A 13550-nucleotide genomic window follows, 5' to 3' on the forward strand; every position below is an offset into this window, starting at 1 on the left:
CGCGCTTTGCTTCAGGACGCGTCGAGAACGAAGAGCGTGAGCAAGGAGCGTTTCCCAAACGCGTCTTGCCCATGAGGACGCCGCAGAATCGGTTTGAGGCCGTGCATTGACTGACGAAAACGACAAGAGGCCGGATGACGGGGAGCCGTCCGACATCCGCTCGACTTCCATCACCGACGAGATGAGGCGCAGCTATCTCGATTACGCCATGAGCGTGATCGTGAGCCGCGCCCTGCCGGACGTGCGTGACGGCCTGAAGCCGGTCCATCGGCGCATCGTGCATTCCATGTACGAGAACAACCACACGCCCGACCGCAAATACGTCAAATCGGCCAATATCGTCGGCGCCGTGATGGGTCAGTACCATCCCCATGGCGACCAGTCGATCTACGACGCCCTGGTCCGCATGGCTCAGCCTTTTTCGATGCGGCTGATGCTGGTGGACGGGCAGGGCAATTTCGGCTCGGTCGACGGCGACCCGCCGGCGGCCATGCGCTACACCGAGTCGCGCATGTCGAAAGCCGCCGTGGCGATGATCGATGATATCGACAAGGATACGGTCGACTTCCAGGAAAACTATGACGGCACCAAGTCGGAGCCGACGGTTCTGCCGGCGCGCTTTCCCAATCTCCTGGTCAACGGTGCCGGTGGCATCGCCGTCGGCATGGCCACCAACATTCCGCCCCACAATCTCGGCGAGGTGATCGACGGCTGTCTGGCCTATATCGACAATCCGGCCATCACCATCGACGATCTGATGGAACTGATCCCGGGGCCGGATTTCCCCACCGCGGCCAATATCGTCGGCCGTTCCGGCATTCGCTCGGCCTATAATACCGGGCGCGGCTCGATCATCATGCGCGCCACCGCCACGATCGAGGAAATCCGAAAGGATCGTGACGCCATCATCGTCACCGCCATTCCCTACCAGGTCAACAAGGCGACGCTGCAGGAACGCATTGCCGAGCTGGTGCGCGAGAAGCGGATCGAAGGCATCGCCGAAGTGCGCGACGAGTCCGACCGCCAGGGCATGCGCCTCGTCATCGAGCTCAAGCGCGATGCGGTCGGCGAAGTGGTGCTGAACCAGCTCTACCGCTTCACCTCGTTGCAGACCAGCTTCGGGGCGAACATGGTGGCGCTGAATGGCGGCCGGCCCGAACTGCTCAATCTCAAGGACATGATCTCCGCCTTCGTCGATTTCCGCGAAGAGGTGATCAGCCGTCGCACCAAATATCTGCTCAACAAGGCGCGCGACCGCGCCCATATCCTGTGCGGCCTCGCCACGGCCGTCGCCAATATCGACGAAGTCATCCGTATCATCCGCACAAGCCCCGACCCGAACACGGCCCGTGAGGCCCTGATGGGCCGCGACTGGCCGACGGGTGATATCGCGCCGCTGATCCTTTTGGTCGACGATCCCAAGCATCCGATGAACGAGGACGGAACCTACCGTCTTTCGGATGCCCAGGCCCGCGCCATCCTGGAACTGCGCCTGGCCCGCCTGACCGCTCTCGGCCGCGACGAAATCGGCGACGAGTTGCAGACACTGGCAGACCAGATCCGCGATTATCTGGATATCCTGCGCTCCCGCGCGCGCATCATGGCGATCGCTCGCACGGAGCTCGAGGAGATGAAGGCGCTGCACGCCACGCCGCGTCTCACCGAAATCCTCGATTCGGATGCCGATTTCGAAGACGAGGATCTGATCCAGAAAGAGGACATGGTGGTCACCGTGTCCCATGCCGGCTATGTCAAGCGCGTGCCTCTCTCTACCTACCGGGCGCAGCATCGCGGCGGCAAGGGCCGCTCCGGCATGCAGACCAAGGAAGAGGATTTCGTCACCTACCTGTTCGTGGCGAACACCCACACGCCGGTGCTGTTCTTCTCCTCCAAGGGCCGTGTCTACAAGGAAAAGGTCTGGCGCCTGCCCCTGGCGGCGCCCCAGGCACGCGGCAAGGCCTTCATCAATCTGCTGCCGATCGAAGCGGACGAGCGCATCACTTCGATCATGCCGCTGCCCGAGGACGAGAACCAGTGGGCGACGCTGCACATCATGTTCGCCACCTCGTCCGGCACGGTGCGGCGCAACGACCTTTCGGATTTCGTCCAGGTCAACCGCGCCGGCAAGATCGCGATGAAGCTGGAGGAAGGCGAGCAGATCCGGGACGTCTCGATCTGCACCGAGGCGGACGACGTGCTGCTCACCACCGCCCTTGGCCAATGCATCCGCTTCCCCGTGCCCGATGTACGCGTGTTCAAGGGGCGTGACTCCATGGGCGTACGCGGCATCAGGCTGGAGGGCGAAGACACCGTCATCGCCATGGACATCATCGCCCATCGCGAGATTTCCCCCGAGGAGCGGTCCGCCTATTTCAAGATGCGTCGCGCCGTGGCCGGCGAAACCGAAAACGGTGACAATGGCGTCGAGGAAGTCGAGGAAACGAGCGAAGCCGCGGTGGAGATCACCACCGAGCGTTACGCTCAACTCTCGGCCGAAGAGCAGTTCATCCTTACCATTTCCGAAAATGGCTATGGCAAGCGCTCTTCGTCCTACGAATATCGCATCACCGGCCGTGGCGGCAAAGGCATCGTCGCCATGGCCGTCAATCAGCGTAATGGCAAGCTGGTCTCCTCCTATGCCGTCGAGCACAGCGATCAGATCATGCTGGTGACCGATGGCGGCCAGCTCATCCGCTGTCCGGTCGAGGGCATCCGTATCGTCGGACGCGGCTCGCAGGGTGTCATCGTCTTCAACACCGCCGAGGGTGAGAAAGTCGTCTCCGTCGAGCGCGTCAGCGATGAGGGTGACGAGGACGAAGAAGGCGGCGAGGAATAGCCCCAACAAAAAAAGCGGCACCCACGAAGGGTGCCGTTTGCAGGTTCCGGAAGGGCTTTTCGATCAGCCGAACCGGCGGTCTTGGAGGGCGGAAACCATCGCATCGCCGCGGGTTGCGGACGATGCGAGGCAAAACGGGGGGATCATTGCGCCAGCTTGATCTTGACCAGCGTGGTCTTGCCGGTGTCCTGGTAGACTTGGACCAGCGTCACCGGCGGCATCGCCTGCTTGGCAGCGACGTCGCCTGCACAGGCGGCAATGATTGAATTCTTGCTGCAATCGGCAGCGAGGGATGCAACGTTCAGCCTGTCACCGCGGCTTGCGGCAACCTGCTGAGGCTGCATGCGGGCCACGTCGAGGAGAGAGGCGGCGGCGAGGGCGAAGAGGCTTGCACCGATTGCCAGGGCGGGGCGAAGGGTTGTCATAGCCATGCATCCTATCAGTTCAGGTGTGTCTCAACCTTGTTTGATCACTTATGACCCATTAACCATGATGCGACCGTGACTCGCCGTGCGCTTTCGCACACGCCGTCCTCGCGGAGGCAGCGTTTGCGCGACAGGGACGGTGGAGACGAGAACAGCGAGGGCCATGTGCATCAACCGATTTGGGGGCAGGATTTGCCCGTAGGACCGCAAATTCCGAGGCATTTCGCTTGAACTGTATCGTGCCCCGGATAATGCGATGGCCGGCCAGAAAGTTCCCTGAGCGGTCGATCATCGGAACGATTTTCGTTGCCTTCGGCAGACGGGCCTCGCCTCAATGGTCGGCGCAGAGTGTACCAAAATGAAACATTCCTGATGCCTGGACCTTCGGCTTAAGCCTTAGGGCGTGCCATCGGTTATGGTCTGGAGTTTGACGAGGTCAAAATGGTGGGACGGGAGGGGCAAGCGCTGCCAGGATTTCGCGTCAGGGCAAGCGAAGCGACCAAGCCGCAAGGCTTGCGTCATCGAATGCCTTCCTCTCGGCAAACATCGCTCCCGTCAAAACGAAACCACAACCCGCCCCAACGATGAGAGTGCTATGACCTCAGCCCATGCGACGCCCAGGACGGCCTTCTATGCGGGCTCCTTCGATCCCCTGACCAACGGCCATGTCGACGTCATACGGCATGCTGCGGCCGTGGCCGATCGACTGGTGGTTGCCATTGGCGTGCATCCCGGCAAGGCTCCTTTGTTCACGGCCGAAGAGCGCATGGACATGATCCGCGAGGATTGCGGCCCGTTGCTTGGCCCTGACCGATTGGAAGTCGTCACCTTTGCGGATCTCGCCGTCGATGCGGCCCGGCGCGTGGGAGCGACCTTGCTGATCCGCGGTCTCAGGGACGGCACCGATCTCGACTATGAAATGCAGATGGCCGGCATGAATGCCGCCTTGGCACCCGGTGTCCAGACCGTTTTCCTGCCATCCTCGCCGATCGTGCGCCCTATCACCGCCACGCTTGTGCGCCAGATCGCGGCCATGGGCGGCGATGTCTCCGGATTCGTACCGGCAGGCGTGCTGCGCCGCCTGAAGGCGCGGTTCGCCAAATCGACGCCCTAGGGCAAAACCCTGCAATCCATTCCGTCTTCGAGGGAGACAATCCTTGCTTCGTATTCTTTCTGCTTTGGCCGTCGTGATCGGCCTCTTCGCCGTGGCTCCCGCCCAGGCTGCCCAGGCCGATGCCAACACCGTCTATCTCGACACCCAGTACGGCCGCGCCACCATCAAGCTGCGTCCCGACCTCGCGCCCAAGCATGTCGAGCAGATCAAGACGCTGGTGAAGCGCGGTTTCTACAACGGCATCGTCTTCCACCGCGTGATCGAGGGCTTCATGGCCCAGACCGGCGATCCGACCGGCACTGGCACCGGCGGTTCGGACCTGCCCGACCTCAAGGCCGAGTTCACCAACAAGGCCAAGTTCGTGCGCGGTGTCGTCGGCATGGCCCGTTCCTCCGATCCAAATTCGGCCAATTCCCAGTTCTTCATCATGTATGCCCCGCAGGCCAGCCTCGATGGCCAGTACACCATCGTCGGCGAGGTGGTGTCGGGCATGGACGCCATCGACAAGATCAAGAAGGGCGATGCCAGCGACAACGGCATGGTCAGCAATCCCGACAAGATCATCAAGATGCAGTTGGCCAAGTAAGGTTTGCACCGGCTGCATTCGCCAATTGCAAGACGGGCGGCCAGGCACTATCTAGCCGTCATTCCACTTTGCTTTCCGACAGAAAGGAGCGTGCCGATGGCCGCTGATCCCGAAAACACGATCGTCATGGAAACCACGCAAGGCCGTGTCGTCATCGAATTGCGTCCGGACCTCGCCCCCCAGCATGTCGAGCGCATCAAGCTGCTCGCCCGCGAGAAATTCTATGACGGCATCGTCTTCCATCGCGTGATCGATGGCTTCATGGCGCAGGCCGGCTGCCCCGACGGTCGCGGCACCGGCGGCTCCAAGCACCCGAACCTGCCGGCCGAGTTCAACGACGAGTCGCATGTGCGCGGCATCTGCTCGATGGCCCGTTCCTCGATGCCGAACTCCGCCAACTCGCAGTTCTTCATCGTGTTCGACAACGCCAAGTTCCTCGATCGCCAGTACACGGTCTGGGGCAAGGTCGTGGAAGGCATGGAGAACGTCGACAAGATCAAGCGCGGCGAGCCGGTGGTGAACCCCGACAAGATCGTCTCCATGCGCGTCCAGGCCGACATCGCCTGAGCACACCCTGAGACAAGCAATCGGGCATCACCGGAGAGATCCGGTGGTGCCCATCCTATTTTTGGCGTCATTGCGAGTGCAGCCAAGCAATCCAATTCTCATGAAGCGTAGACTTGGATTGCTTGGCCCCACTCGCAATGACGTTCCAATGACAAAGCAAGACCAGATTTGGCTGCGCGGACGTTGAGCATGCGCGTTTCCGATTTCGATTTTCATCTGCCTGCCGAAAACATCGCGCTTCGCCCCGCCGAGCCGCGCGACCACGCACGCCTGCTCGAAGTCGGCCCGGTTCACGGCAGCCTGGCCGATCGCATCGTATCCGACCTGCCCAAGCTGCTGCGGGCAGGCGACATGCTGGTTTTCAACGACACCAAGGTCATCCCCGCCAGGCTCGACGGCCTGCGCCGCCGCCCGGGCGGGGCAGGGGCCGCCATCGAGGCGATGCTGCACCAGCGCCTCGGACCGGCCCAGTGGAAAGCTTTCGCTCGCCCCGGCAAGCGCCTGGCGGTGGGAGACATCATCGAATTCAGCGAGAATTTGAGTGCCGCTGTCGAGGAGAAGGGCGAAGGCGGCGAGGTCACGCTGCGCTTTTCGCTGGAAAGCGCAGCGCTGGACGTGGCGATCGCGACGGTCGGCCATATTCCGCTGCCGCCCTATATCGCCTCCAAACGCGCCGACGATGCCAGGGACCGCGAGGACTACCAGACCATCTATGCCAAGGCCGATGGCGCGGTTGCCGCCCCCACGGCCGGCCTGCATTTCACGCCCGACCTCTTCGCCAGGCTGGACGCGGCCGGAATTGCCCGCCATTTCGTCACGCTGCATGTCGGCGCCGGTACGTTCCTTCCCGTGAAGGGCGAGGATCTCTCGCAGCACAGGATGCACGCTGAATTCGGGGTCGTGACCGCGGAGACGGCTCAAGCGCTCAATGCCGGCAAGGCCAGGGGAGGGCGCATCATTGCCGTCGGCACCACCTCGCTACGCCTGCTCGAAAGCGCCGCCGCTGAGGACGGCACCCTCGAGCCCTTCGCCGACGAGACCTCGATCTTCATCACCCCGGGCTACCGCTTCCGTACCGCCGATGCCCTGATGACCAATTTCCACCTTCCCCGATCGACCTTGATGATGCTGGTCTCGGCCTTCGCCGGCTACGACACCATGAAGACCGCCTATGCCCATGCCATCGCCGCGGGCTACCGCTTCTATTCCTATGGCGATGCCAGTCTGCTATGGCGGGCACCATGCTGAAAACTTCGACATCGACCGTCGGCGAGGTCTCCTTCGCCATCCATGCCACCGAGGGTACGGCTCGCACCGGCGCCCTGCATCTGGGGCGCGGCAGCGTGCGCACGCCAGCCTTCATGCCGGTCGGCACCGCCGGCACGGTCAAGGCAATGTATATCGACCAGGTCAAGGACCTCGGCGCCGACATCATCCTGGGCAATACCTATCACCTGATGCTCCGCCCGGGAGCCGAGCGGGTGGCCGCACTCGGCGGGCTGCATGAATTTTCGCGCTGGCAGGGCCCGATCCTCACCGACTCCGGCGGCTTCCAGGTGATGTCGCTGGCGGGACTGCGCAAGCTCGACAAGAACGGCGTCACCTTCCGCAGCCATATCGACGGCTCCTCCCATCGCCTCACGCCCGAGCGCTCGGTCGAAATCCAGACCCTGCTCGACTCCGACATCATCATGCAGCTCGACGAATGCGTGCGCCTGCCCTCGACCCGCAAGGATATAGAGCGCGCCATGCGGCTGTCGCTCGATTGGGCCGAGCGCTCGAAGCGCGCCTTCGGAACCCAGCCCGGCAAGGCGATCTTCGGCATCGTGCAGGGCGGCGACATTCCCGATCTGCGCATTACCTCTGCGCAGGCACTGGCCGGCATGGACTTTCCCGGCTATGCCGTGGGAGGCCTCGCCGTCGGCGAACCGCAGGCCGTGATGCTGGAGATGATCGAAACGGTCGAGCCGCATCTGCCGCGCGAGAAACCACGCTATCTGATGGGCGTCGGCACACCGGACGACCTGATCGAAAGCGTATCGCGCGGCATCGACATGTTCGATTGCGTGATGCCGACCCGTGCCGGGCGCCATGGCCTGGCCTATTCTCGTTTCGGCAAGGTCAATCTCAAGAATGCCCGCCATGCCGAGGATCCGCGCCCGCTGGACGAGGCTTCGTCCTGTCCCGCCGCCCGCGACTATAGCCGCGCCTATCTGCACCATCTCACCAAGGCCAATGAGATTCTCGGCATGATGCTGCTGACCTGGATCAACCTGGCCTACTATCAGGAGCTGATGGCCGGCATGCGCGCCGCCATCGCCGCAGGGCGCTTTGCCGATTTCAAGGCCGAGACCAAGGAAAACTGGGCTCGGGGCGATATCGCCAGGCTGTAATCTATCGGTGTGCCGATCTCGCCGCAGATGCAGCCCAAAAGCATGCGGCTGCCTGAGGTAACGCGCCGATCACGATCGCGCACATCGATTTTACCACCGGTCTTACGTGATCGTGAGAAACATCGGTCCCGGCACAGGCGTATAAGAGGAGTAAGTCAACGCCCATCGACCAGGGAAGATCATGCTGATCCGCCACGCACCCGACCTCACAGAGGCCCATGTCACGCCGAAGCAGGCCTATGTCGACCGCAGGCATTTTCTTGCCGGCCTCGGAGCCGTTGCCGGCGCAGCGCTGCTGCCTGTCTCCGCCGATGCAGCCAAGCTGTCGGGAGCCAAGAGCGCCTATTCCACCGATGAGAAGCAGACCAGCTTCGAAGACGTCACCAGCTACAACAATTTCTACGAATTCGGCACCGACAAGTCCGATCCGGCCGCCTATGCCGGCAAGCTGACCACCACGCCCTGGAGCATCAAGGTCGATGGGCTCGTCAACAAGCCGGCAACCTATGCGCTGGAGGAGTTCATCAAGCCCTATCGCCTCGAGGAGCGCATCTACCGCCATCGCTGCGTCGAGGCCTGGTCGATGGTGGTTCCCTGGCTCGGTTTCGCGCTCGCCGACGTGATCAAGAAGGCCGAGCCCCAGGGAAGCGCCAAATACGTGGCCTTCGAGACGCTGGTGCGGCCCTCGGAGATGCCGGGCCAGTCGGCCTTCTTCCCGGCCCTGAAATGGCCCTATGTCGAGGGTTTGCGCCTCGACGAGGCGCTCAACCCGCTCACCATGCTGGCTGTCGGGCTCTATGGCGAAACGCTGCCAAACCAGAACGGCGCGCCGCTGCGCCTGGTCGTGCCCTGGAAATATGGCTTCAAGGGCATCAAGTCGATCGTGCGCATCAGCCTGGTCGAAAAGCAACCGCGCACTTCGTGGAACCTGGAGAATGCCAGCGAGTACGGCTTCTATTCGAACGTCAACCCGGAAGTCGATCATCCGCGCTGGAGCCAGGCGAGCGAACGTCGGATCGGGGCAGGCCTGCTGGCCGGCCGGCAGCCGACTTTGATGTTCAACGGCTATGGCGACCAGGTGGCCGCGATGTATGCCGGCATGGATCTGAAGGCCAACTACTGATGCAACCCTCGCGCGCCGGCCTGCAGGCCATGCTCAAATGGCTCGTCTATATCGTCGGCATGCTGCCGGCCGTGTGGCTGTTCTATCTTGCCTTCAGCGGGCGCATCGGCGCCGATCCCGTCGCCCAGCTCGAATGGGGGCTGGGGCTGTGGGCCCTGCGCTTCCTGATCGCCTGCCTCTGCATCACGCCTTTGCGCCAACTCCTGCGCGTCAACCTCCTGCGCTATCGGCGCGCGCTTGGCCTGGTGGCCTTCTACTACGTGCTGCTGCATCTGAGCGTGTGGCTCTGGCTCGACCGCGGCCTCGATCTCCATGCGGCTGTCCAGGATATCCTGCGCCGTCCTTACATCACCATCGGCATGGCCGCCTTCGCCCTGCTCGTGCCCCTGGCATTGACGTCGACGAACTGGTCGATCCGCAAGCTCGGCGGCAAGGCCTGGTCGAAATTGCACAAGCTCGTCTATCCCGCCATCGCGCTCGGGGCGCTGCATTTCATCATGATCAAGAAGGTCTGGCTGATCGAGCCGCTGGTCTATGCGGGGATCGTGCTCGTACTGCTGGCCTGGCGCCTGCTGTGGCCGCTGATCGGCAAGCGTCGGGCAAGCGCAAGGCGGGTTGCATCAACGTAATGCAAGCAACGCGCTGCCACCCCTCATCCCCCTGCCGGGACCTTCTCCCGCAAGGGGAGAAGGAACAGGATTGGGATACGGCGCGTCAGCGGAACAGCTTTCAAATGGCTCACCACCTGCCAGATGAGATGCCTTCTCCCCTTGCGGGAGAAGGTCCCGGCAGGGGGATGAGGGGTAGCAGCACATCGGATCGGCCGAAAAAAATCGGTTGCCTCGGTGCGAATCTCCACCTATCTTGCCGCTCCCGGTTCACACTCAGCATGAGGGAGAATTGCATGACCACATTTCTGATTCTCGCTCACGTGTCGAACGCTCGGCCATATGAGATCCTGACGCGTTAGGTCGCGTCCTTTTCTCCCGAACACCCTCCGGGTCTTTTTCCTGAACATATTTTGCGTGGCACTCGCGTGCGCGCTTTGAATTTTGGAGACGGCGCGGGGCTGCGCCGGTTACCCCGATGACTCTTTCTCGCAAAGAGCCCGGCCGCAATCCCATGGCGGCCGTGCTTGGATTCACCTTTGATCACTGGCGAACCCAGGCCGATCTCGTCGCCCTGATCGTGGTCGCCGTCGGCGTAGCGACGGTCGCCGAGGTGGTCGTGCCGATCTATGCCGGCCAGATGGTCGACGCCGTCACCGCCGGCCTCGGCAATGCAGGCGAGGCCTGGTGGGCGCTCGGTGCCATGCTGGTCCTCGGCGCGGTCGCCGTCGGCTGCCGGCAACTGTTCTTCTATGGCATCACCATCCTGACCACACGGATGATGAGTACAGTCGCCCGCGAGGCTTTCGCGCGCGTGCAGCGTTTCTCTACCGATTGGCATGCCAACAATTTCGCGGGCTCGACGGTGCGGCGCGTCACCCGCGGCATGTGGGCACTCGACATGCTCAACGACACGCTGCTGGTGGCCATCCTGCCCTCGATCCTCGTCCTGCTCGGCTCGACGGTGGTGCTGGCGACGGTCTGGCCGATGCTGGGCCTGGTGGTTCTCATCGGCTCCATTGCCTTCGTGGCGATGACGGTGGTGCTGTCGGTGAATTATGTCGCGCCGGCGGCGCGCTTGGCCAATAGCTGGGATACGCGGGTGGGCGGTGCCCTTGCCGACGCCGTAACCTGCAACGCAGTGGTGAAGGCCTTCGGCGGCGAAACGCGCGAGGATGCTCGGCTGACGGCCGTGCTGGCCAAATGGCGCTCGCGCACCAATCGCACCTGGATGCGCGGCACCAATGCCGGTACGGCCCAGAACGTGTTCCTGCTGGGGCTGAGGGCCGCGGTACTGGGCGTGGTGCTGTGGTTATGGGCGCGCGGACAGGCCGGCGTCGGTGACGTCGCGCTGGTCCTGACCAGCTATGCCGTGGTCCATGGTTATCTGCGCGATATCGGCATGCATATCCACAATCTCCAGCGTTCGGTGAACGACATGGAGGAACTGGTGGCGTTCTACGACCAGCCGATGGGCGTGAAGGACAGGCATGATGCCATGCCGGCCATGATCACGGATGGACGCATCGCCTTCGAGCATGTCACCTTCCATTATGGTGGCCATGCCGATGCTCTCTATCGCGACTTCTCCGTCGAGATCGGGGCAGGGGAGAAGATCGGCCTGGTGGGTCGGTCGGGCTCGGGCAAGACCACCTTCGTCAAGCTGATCCAGCGTCTCTACGATGTGAATGCCGGCCGCATCACCATAGACGGCCAGGACATCGCCGACATGACGCAGGCCAGCCTGCGCAGCCAGATCGCCATCGTGCAGCAGGAGCCTATCCTGTTTCACCGCTCGCTTGCCGAAAACATCGCCTATGCCCGGCCCGGCGCCAGCATGGCCGAGATCGAGCACGCGGCAAGGCTTGCCAATGCGCACGCCTTCATCTCGGCCTTGCCCAAGGGCTATGGCACGATGGTGGGCGAACGCGGCGTGAAGCTGTCCGGCGGCGAGCGCCAGCGCGTGGCACTCGCCCGGGCCTTCCTGGCGGATGCGCCGGTGCTGATCCTGGACGAGGCGACTTCCAGCCTCGATTCGGAATCGGAGCATCTGATCCAGGAGGCGATGGAAAGGCTGATGGCGGGGCGAACCACCATCGTCATCGCCCACCGGCTCTCGACCGTGCAGGCGATGGACCGCATCCTTGTCTTCGACAAGGGCAAGATCGTCGAGGAGGGGGATCACGCCAGCCTGATCCGCCACCCCGACGGCATCTATCGCGGTCTGTTCGAACGCCAGGCCCTGGAACTCGCCAAGGGCTGGGCGGCATAGGATTAGGAGACGATAAGGGATGGGGCGCAAGGCGTGCCCCGTCCCGCCAGCCAATCCTTGGCGAGGCAACCGGACATTGCTGCCGGCGGAGGCCCTCACTTCGATGAACGAAACACTGCGCGCCGTCGTTGCCGAGGCCTATGAACTGTTTCCGCCCCACCGTTTCGGAGCGCAGCTGCAGAATGTCTGCACGGGCTGTTGCGTCACCGCCGACGAGCAGGCGCTGCTGATCCGCACGCCGCGCCAGGCCATTCCCGCCCCGCTGATGCAAGCCTATTATGGTGCGGCATTCAACGGGTGCCTGAATGCAGAGGAAACCGAGCATTTCCTGCCGCGCTTGCTCGAGCTCTCCGCCGAGGGGCATCAACTCGGCACGGGTGGGTTCGAGTGCAATTTCAATCATCTCGGCACGCGTGGTGCTGACTATCGGCACAATTGGAGCAGGGAGAAGATCGCTCTGATCGATCGCTATTTCCTGGCCCTGGCCGAATTATCCTGGCAGGCTGGGCTCCCAAATCCGCAATGGCAATGCCACGCAATCGAAGATGTGTTGTGCGCCATTGCGCGAGGAAGTGCTTACCTGCCTCCCATCCTGTCGGCGTGGCAGGCCGACCAGTCTCGGCAAGCGACCATCCGGCTGGCGAACACGCTTTCCAATTTGCATTGGTCAAAGCGGAAAGTCGGCTTCGCCAAACTCACCAACGCCTTCTGGGCCGACGTTCCGGATCAGGAATGTCTCTGTGTCGCCTGGCTGTGCAGCCCTGACCATTATACCCGTTTCGACACGGCCATGAACCAGGAGGAAGACGACGACGTTTTCGCGCTCTTTTCTCAGGCCAGAGACGTCGTGGGTGCGGCACCATGATCTGACCGAACGGCATCCGCTGGTCGGCTATGAGCGAACCGTCAAGCCAGGGCGATACGCACCCGCCGGTTCTGCTTGCCCTTCTTTTCGATCTGCGTCACCGCAATGCGGCCGATCTCCTCGGTGTTGCGCACATGGGTGCCGCCGCAAGGCTGCAGGTCGAGGCCCTCGATCTCGACCAGCCTGATCACCCCGGAGCCGCGCGGCGGCTTGACCGACATGGTCTTCACCAAACCAGGATTGGCGTCGAGCTCGGCATCCGTGATCCAGCGTTCGCTGACCTCGGCGCCCTGGCCGATCATGGTATTGACCTTGTGGGCGATCTCATCCTTGTCGAGCCCGGCATCCTGGATGTCGAAATCGAGCCGCCCCTCGCCATCGCCGATCGAGCCGCCGGTGACGGGGTAGGGCAGGGCGACCGAAAGCAGATGCAGGGCGGTATGCACTTTCATGCGGGCATAACGCCGCGACCAGTCCAGCGCCAGTTCGACCGTGTCGCCGACAGCCGGCAACAATCCTTCCGGCGGCACCACGTGGGCGATCTCGGTCTTGGTCTCGTCGTTCCAGACCGTATTGGTGATGGCGATGGTACGCCCATCCGACAATGTCATGGTGCCGACATCGCCGGGCTGCCCCCCACCCATGGCATAAAAGACCGTGCGATCCAGGATGATGCCATGTTGCGACAGCCCGATCACCGTAGCGCTGGCGCCGGGGCTGTAGGGATCGTCTCTGAACAGCAGGTCTGTCGCCATGTCGTC

Annotated in this window: 12 protein-coding genes; 10 read left to right on the plus strand and 2 right to left on the minus strand. The window is 62.8% G+C overall.

Going from position 1 to position 13550, the window contains the following annotated elements:
* Nucleotides 1–106: 106 nt before the first annotated feature.
* A complete protein-coding gene (gene gyrA, locus ABXS05_RS02015; protein ID WP_311938460.1) occupies nt 107–2836 on the plus strand; it encodes a DNA gyrase subunit A in 2730 nt (909 codons plus the stop codon).
* Nucleotides 2837–2979: 143 nt separating this feature from the next.
* Here the strand turns inward: gyrA and ABXS05_RS02020 are convergent, their stop codons facing one another.
* Nucleotides 2980–3261: a hypothetical protein gene (locus ABXS05_RS02020; RefSeq protein WP_311938462.1), complete on the minus strand. Its 282-nt coding sequence runs from the start codon at nt 3259–3261 to the stop codon at nt 2980–2982.
* A 595-nt stretch (nt 3262–3856) separates the two neighbouring features.
* Between ABXS05_RS02020 and coaD the strand changes: the two genes are divergently transcribed.
* The 9 genes from coaD to ABXS05_RS02065 all read left to right on the plus strand — a co-directional run bounded on the left by coaD (nt 3857) and on the right by ABXS05_RS02065 (nt 12789).
* Nucleotides 3857–4375 carry a pantetheine-phosphate adenylyltransferase gene (gene coaD, locus ABXS05_RS02025; RefSeq protein ID WP_311938464.1) on the plus strand — a complete coding sequence of 173 codons (519 nt, stop codon included), beginning with the start codon at nt 3857–3859 and terminating at the stop codon, nt 4373–4375.
* Nucleotides 4376–4418: 43 nt separating this feature from the next.
* Nucleotides 4419–4961 carry a peptidylprolyl isomerase gene (locus ABXS05_RS02030; RefSeq protein ID WP_376717694.1) on the plus strand — a complete coding sequence of 181 codons (543 nt, stop codon included), beginning with the start codon at nt 4419–4421 and terminating at the stop codon, nt 4959–4961.
* A gap of 96 nt (nt 4962–5057) precedes the next feature.
* Nucleotides 5058–5528 (plus strand): peptidylprolyl isomerase, encoded by a 471-nt coding sequence (locus ABXS05_RS02035; protein ID WP_068295034.1) that lies wholly within the window; start codon nt 5058–5060, stop codon nt 5526–5528.
* 189 nt (nt 5529–5717) lie between these two features.
* On the plus strand, nt 5718–6776 hold the full coding sequence (gene queA / locus ABXS05_RS02040) for a tRNA preQ1(34) S-adenosylmethionine ribosyltransferase-isomerase QueA (RefSeq protein ID WP_367622732.1): 1059 nt from the start codon (nt 5718–5720) through the stop codon (nt 6774–6776).
* Nucleotides 6770–7921, plus strand: coding sequence for a tRNA guanosine(34) transglycosylase Tgt (gene tgt / locus ABXS05_RS02045; protein WP_367622733.1), 1152 nt, complete (start codon nt 6770–6772; stop codon nt 7919–7921). Before queA ends, tgt begins: the two co-directional genes overlap by 7 nt.
* Nucleotides 7922–8102: 181 nt before the next feature.
* Nucleotides 8103–9044 (plus strand): protein-methionine-sulfoxide reductase catalytic subunit MsrP, encoded by a 942-nt coding sequence (gene msrP / locus ABXS05_RS02050; protein WP_367622734.1) that lies wholly within the window; start codon nt 8103–8105, stop codon nt 9042–9044.
* Nucleotides 9044–9673: a protein-methionine-sulfoxide reductase heme-binding subunit MsrQ gene (gene msrQ / locus ABXS05_RS02055; protein ID WP_367622735.1), complete on the plus strand. Its 630-nt coding sequence runs from the start codon at nt 9044–9046 to the stop codon at nt 9671–9673. Before msrP ends, msrQ begins: the two co-directional genes overlap by 1 nt.
* Nucleotides 9674–10130: 457 nt before the next feature.
* Nucleotides 10131–11924, plus strand: a complete 1794-nt coding sequence (locus ABXS05_RS02060) for an ABC transporter ATP-binding protein (protein ID WP_367622736.1) — start codon at nt 10131–10133, stop codon at nt 11922–11924.
* Between the two features lie 103 nt (nt 11925–12027).
* Entirely contained in the window at nt 12028–12789 is a 762-nt protein-coding gene (locus tag ABXS05_RS02065; protein ID WP_311938477.1) for a hypothetical protein, read from the plus strand.
* Nucleotides 12790–12830: 41 nt separating this feature from the next.
* Here ABXS05_RS02065 and ABXS05_RS02070 read toward each other — a convergent pair whose 3' ends face one another.
* Nucleotides 12831–13544, minus strand: coding sequence for an alanyl-tRNA editing protein (locus ABXS05_RS02070; protein ID WP_311938482.1), 714 nt, complete (start codon nt 13542–13544; stop codon nt 12831–12833).
* Nucleotides 13545–13550 lie beyond the last annotated feature (6 nt).

This window comes from Labrys neptuniae, assembly GCF_040797145.1.
Taxonomy (GTDB): domain Bacteria; phylum Pseudomonadota; class Alphaproteobacteria; order Rhizobiales; family Labraceae; genus Labrys; species Labrys neptuniae.

Excerpts from the sequence above, each read along its gene's own strand:
- ABXS05_RS02035 (WP_068295034.1), top strand. The coding sequence starts at position 5,058 with ATGGCCGCTGATCCCGAAAACACGATCGTCATGGAAACCACGCAAGGC.
- msrP (WP_367622734.1), top strand. The coding sequence starts at position 8,103 with ATGCTGATCCGCCACGCACCCGACCTCACAGAGGCCCATGTCACGCCG.
- queA (WP_367622732.1), top strand. The coding sequence starts at position 5,718 with ATGCGCGTTTCCGATTTCGATTTTCATCTGCCTGCCGAAAACATCGCG.
- tgt (WP_367622733.1), top strand. The coding sequence starts at position 6,770 with ATGCTGAAAACTTCGACATCGACCGTCGGCGAGGTCTCCTTCGCCATC.
- msrQ (WP_367622735.1), top strand. The coding sequence starts at position 9,044 with ATGCAACCCTCGCGCGCCGGCCTGCAGGCCATGCTCAAATGGCTCGTC.
- coaD (WP_311938464.1), top strand. The coding sequence starts at position 3,857 with ATGACCTCAGCCCATGCGACGCCCAGGACGGCCTTCTATGCGGGCTCC.
- ABXS05_RS02070 (WP_311938482.1), bottom strand. The coding sequence starts at position 13,544 with ATGGCGACAGACCTGCTGTTCAGAGACGATCCCTACAGCCCCGGCGCC.
- ABXS05_RS02065 (WP_311938477.1), top strand. The coding sequence starts at position 12,028 with ATGAACGAAACACTGCGCGCCGTCGTTGCCGAGGCCTATGAACTGTTT.
- ABXS05_RS02060 (WP_367622736.1), top strand. The coding sequence starts at position 10,131 with ATGACTCTTTCTCGCAAAGAGCCCGGCCGCAATCCCATGGCGGCCGTG.
- ABXS05_RS02020 (WP_311938462.1), bottom strand. The coding sequence starts at position 3,261 with ATGACAACCCTTCGCCCCGCCCTGGCAATCGGTGCAAGCCTCTTCGCC.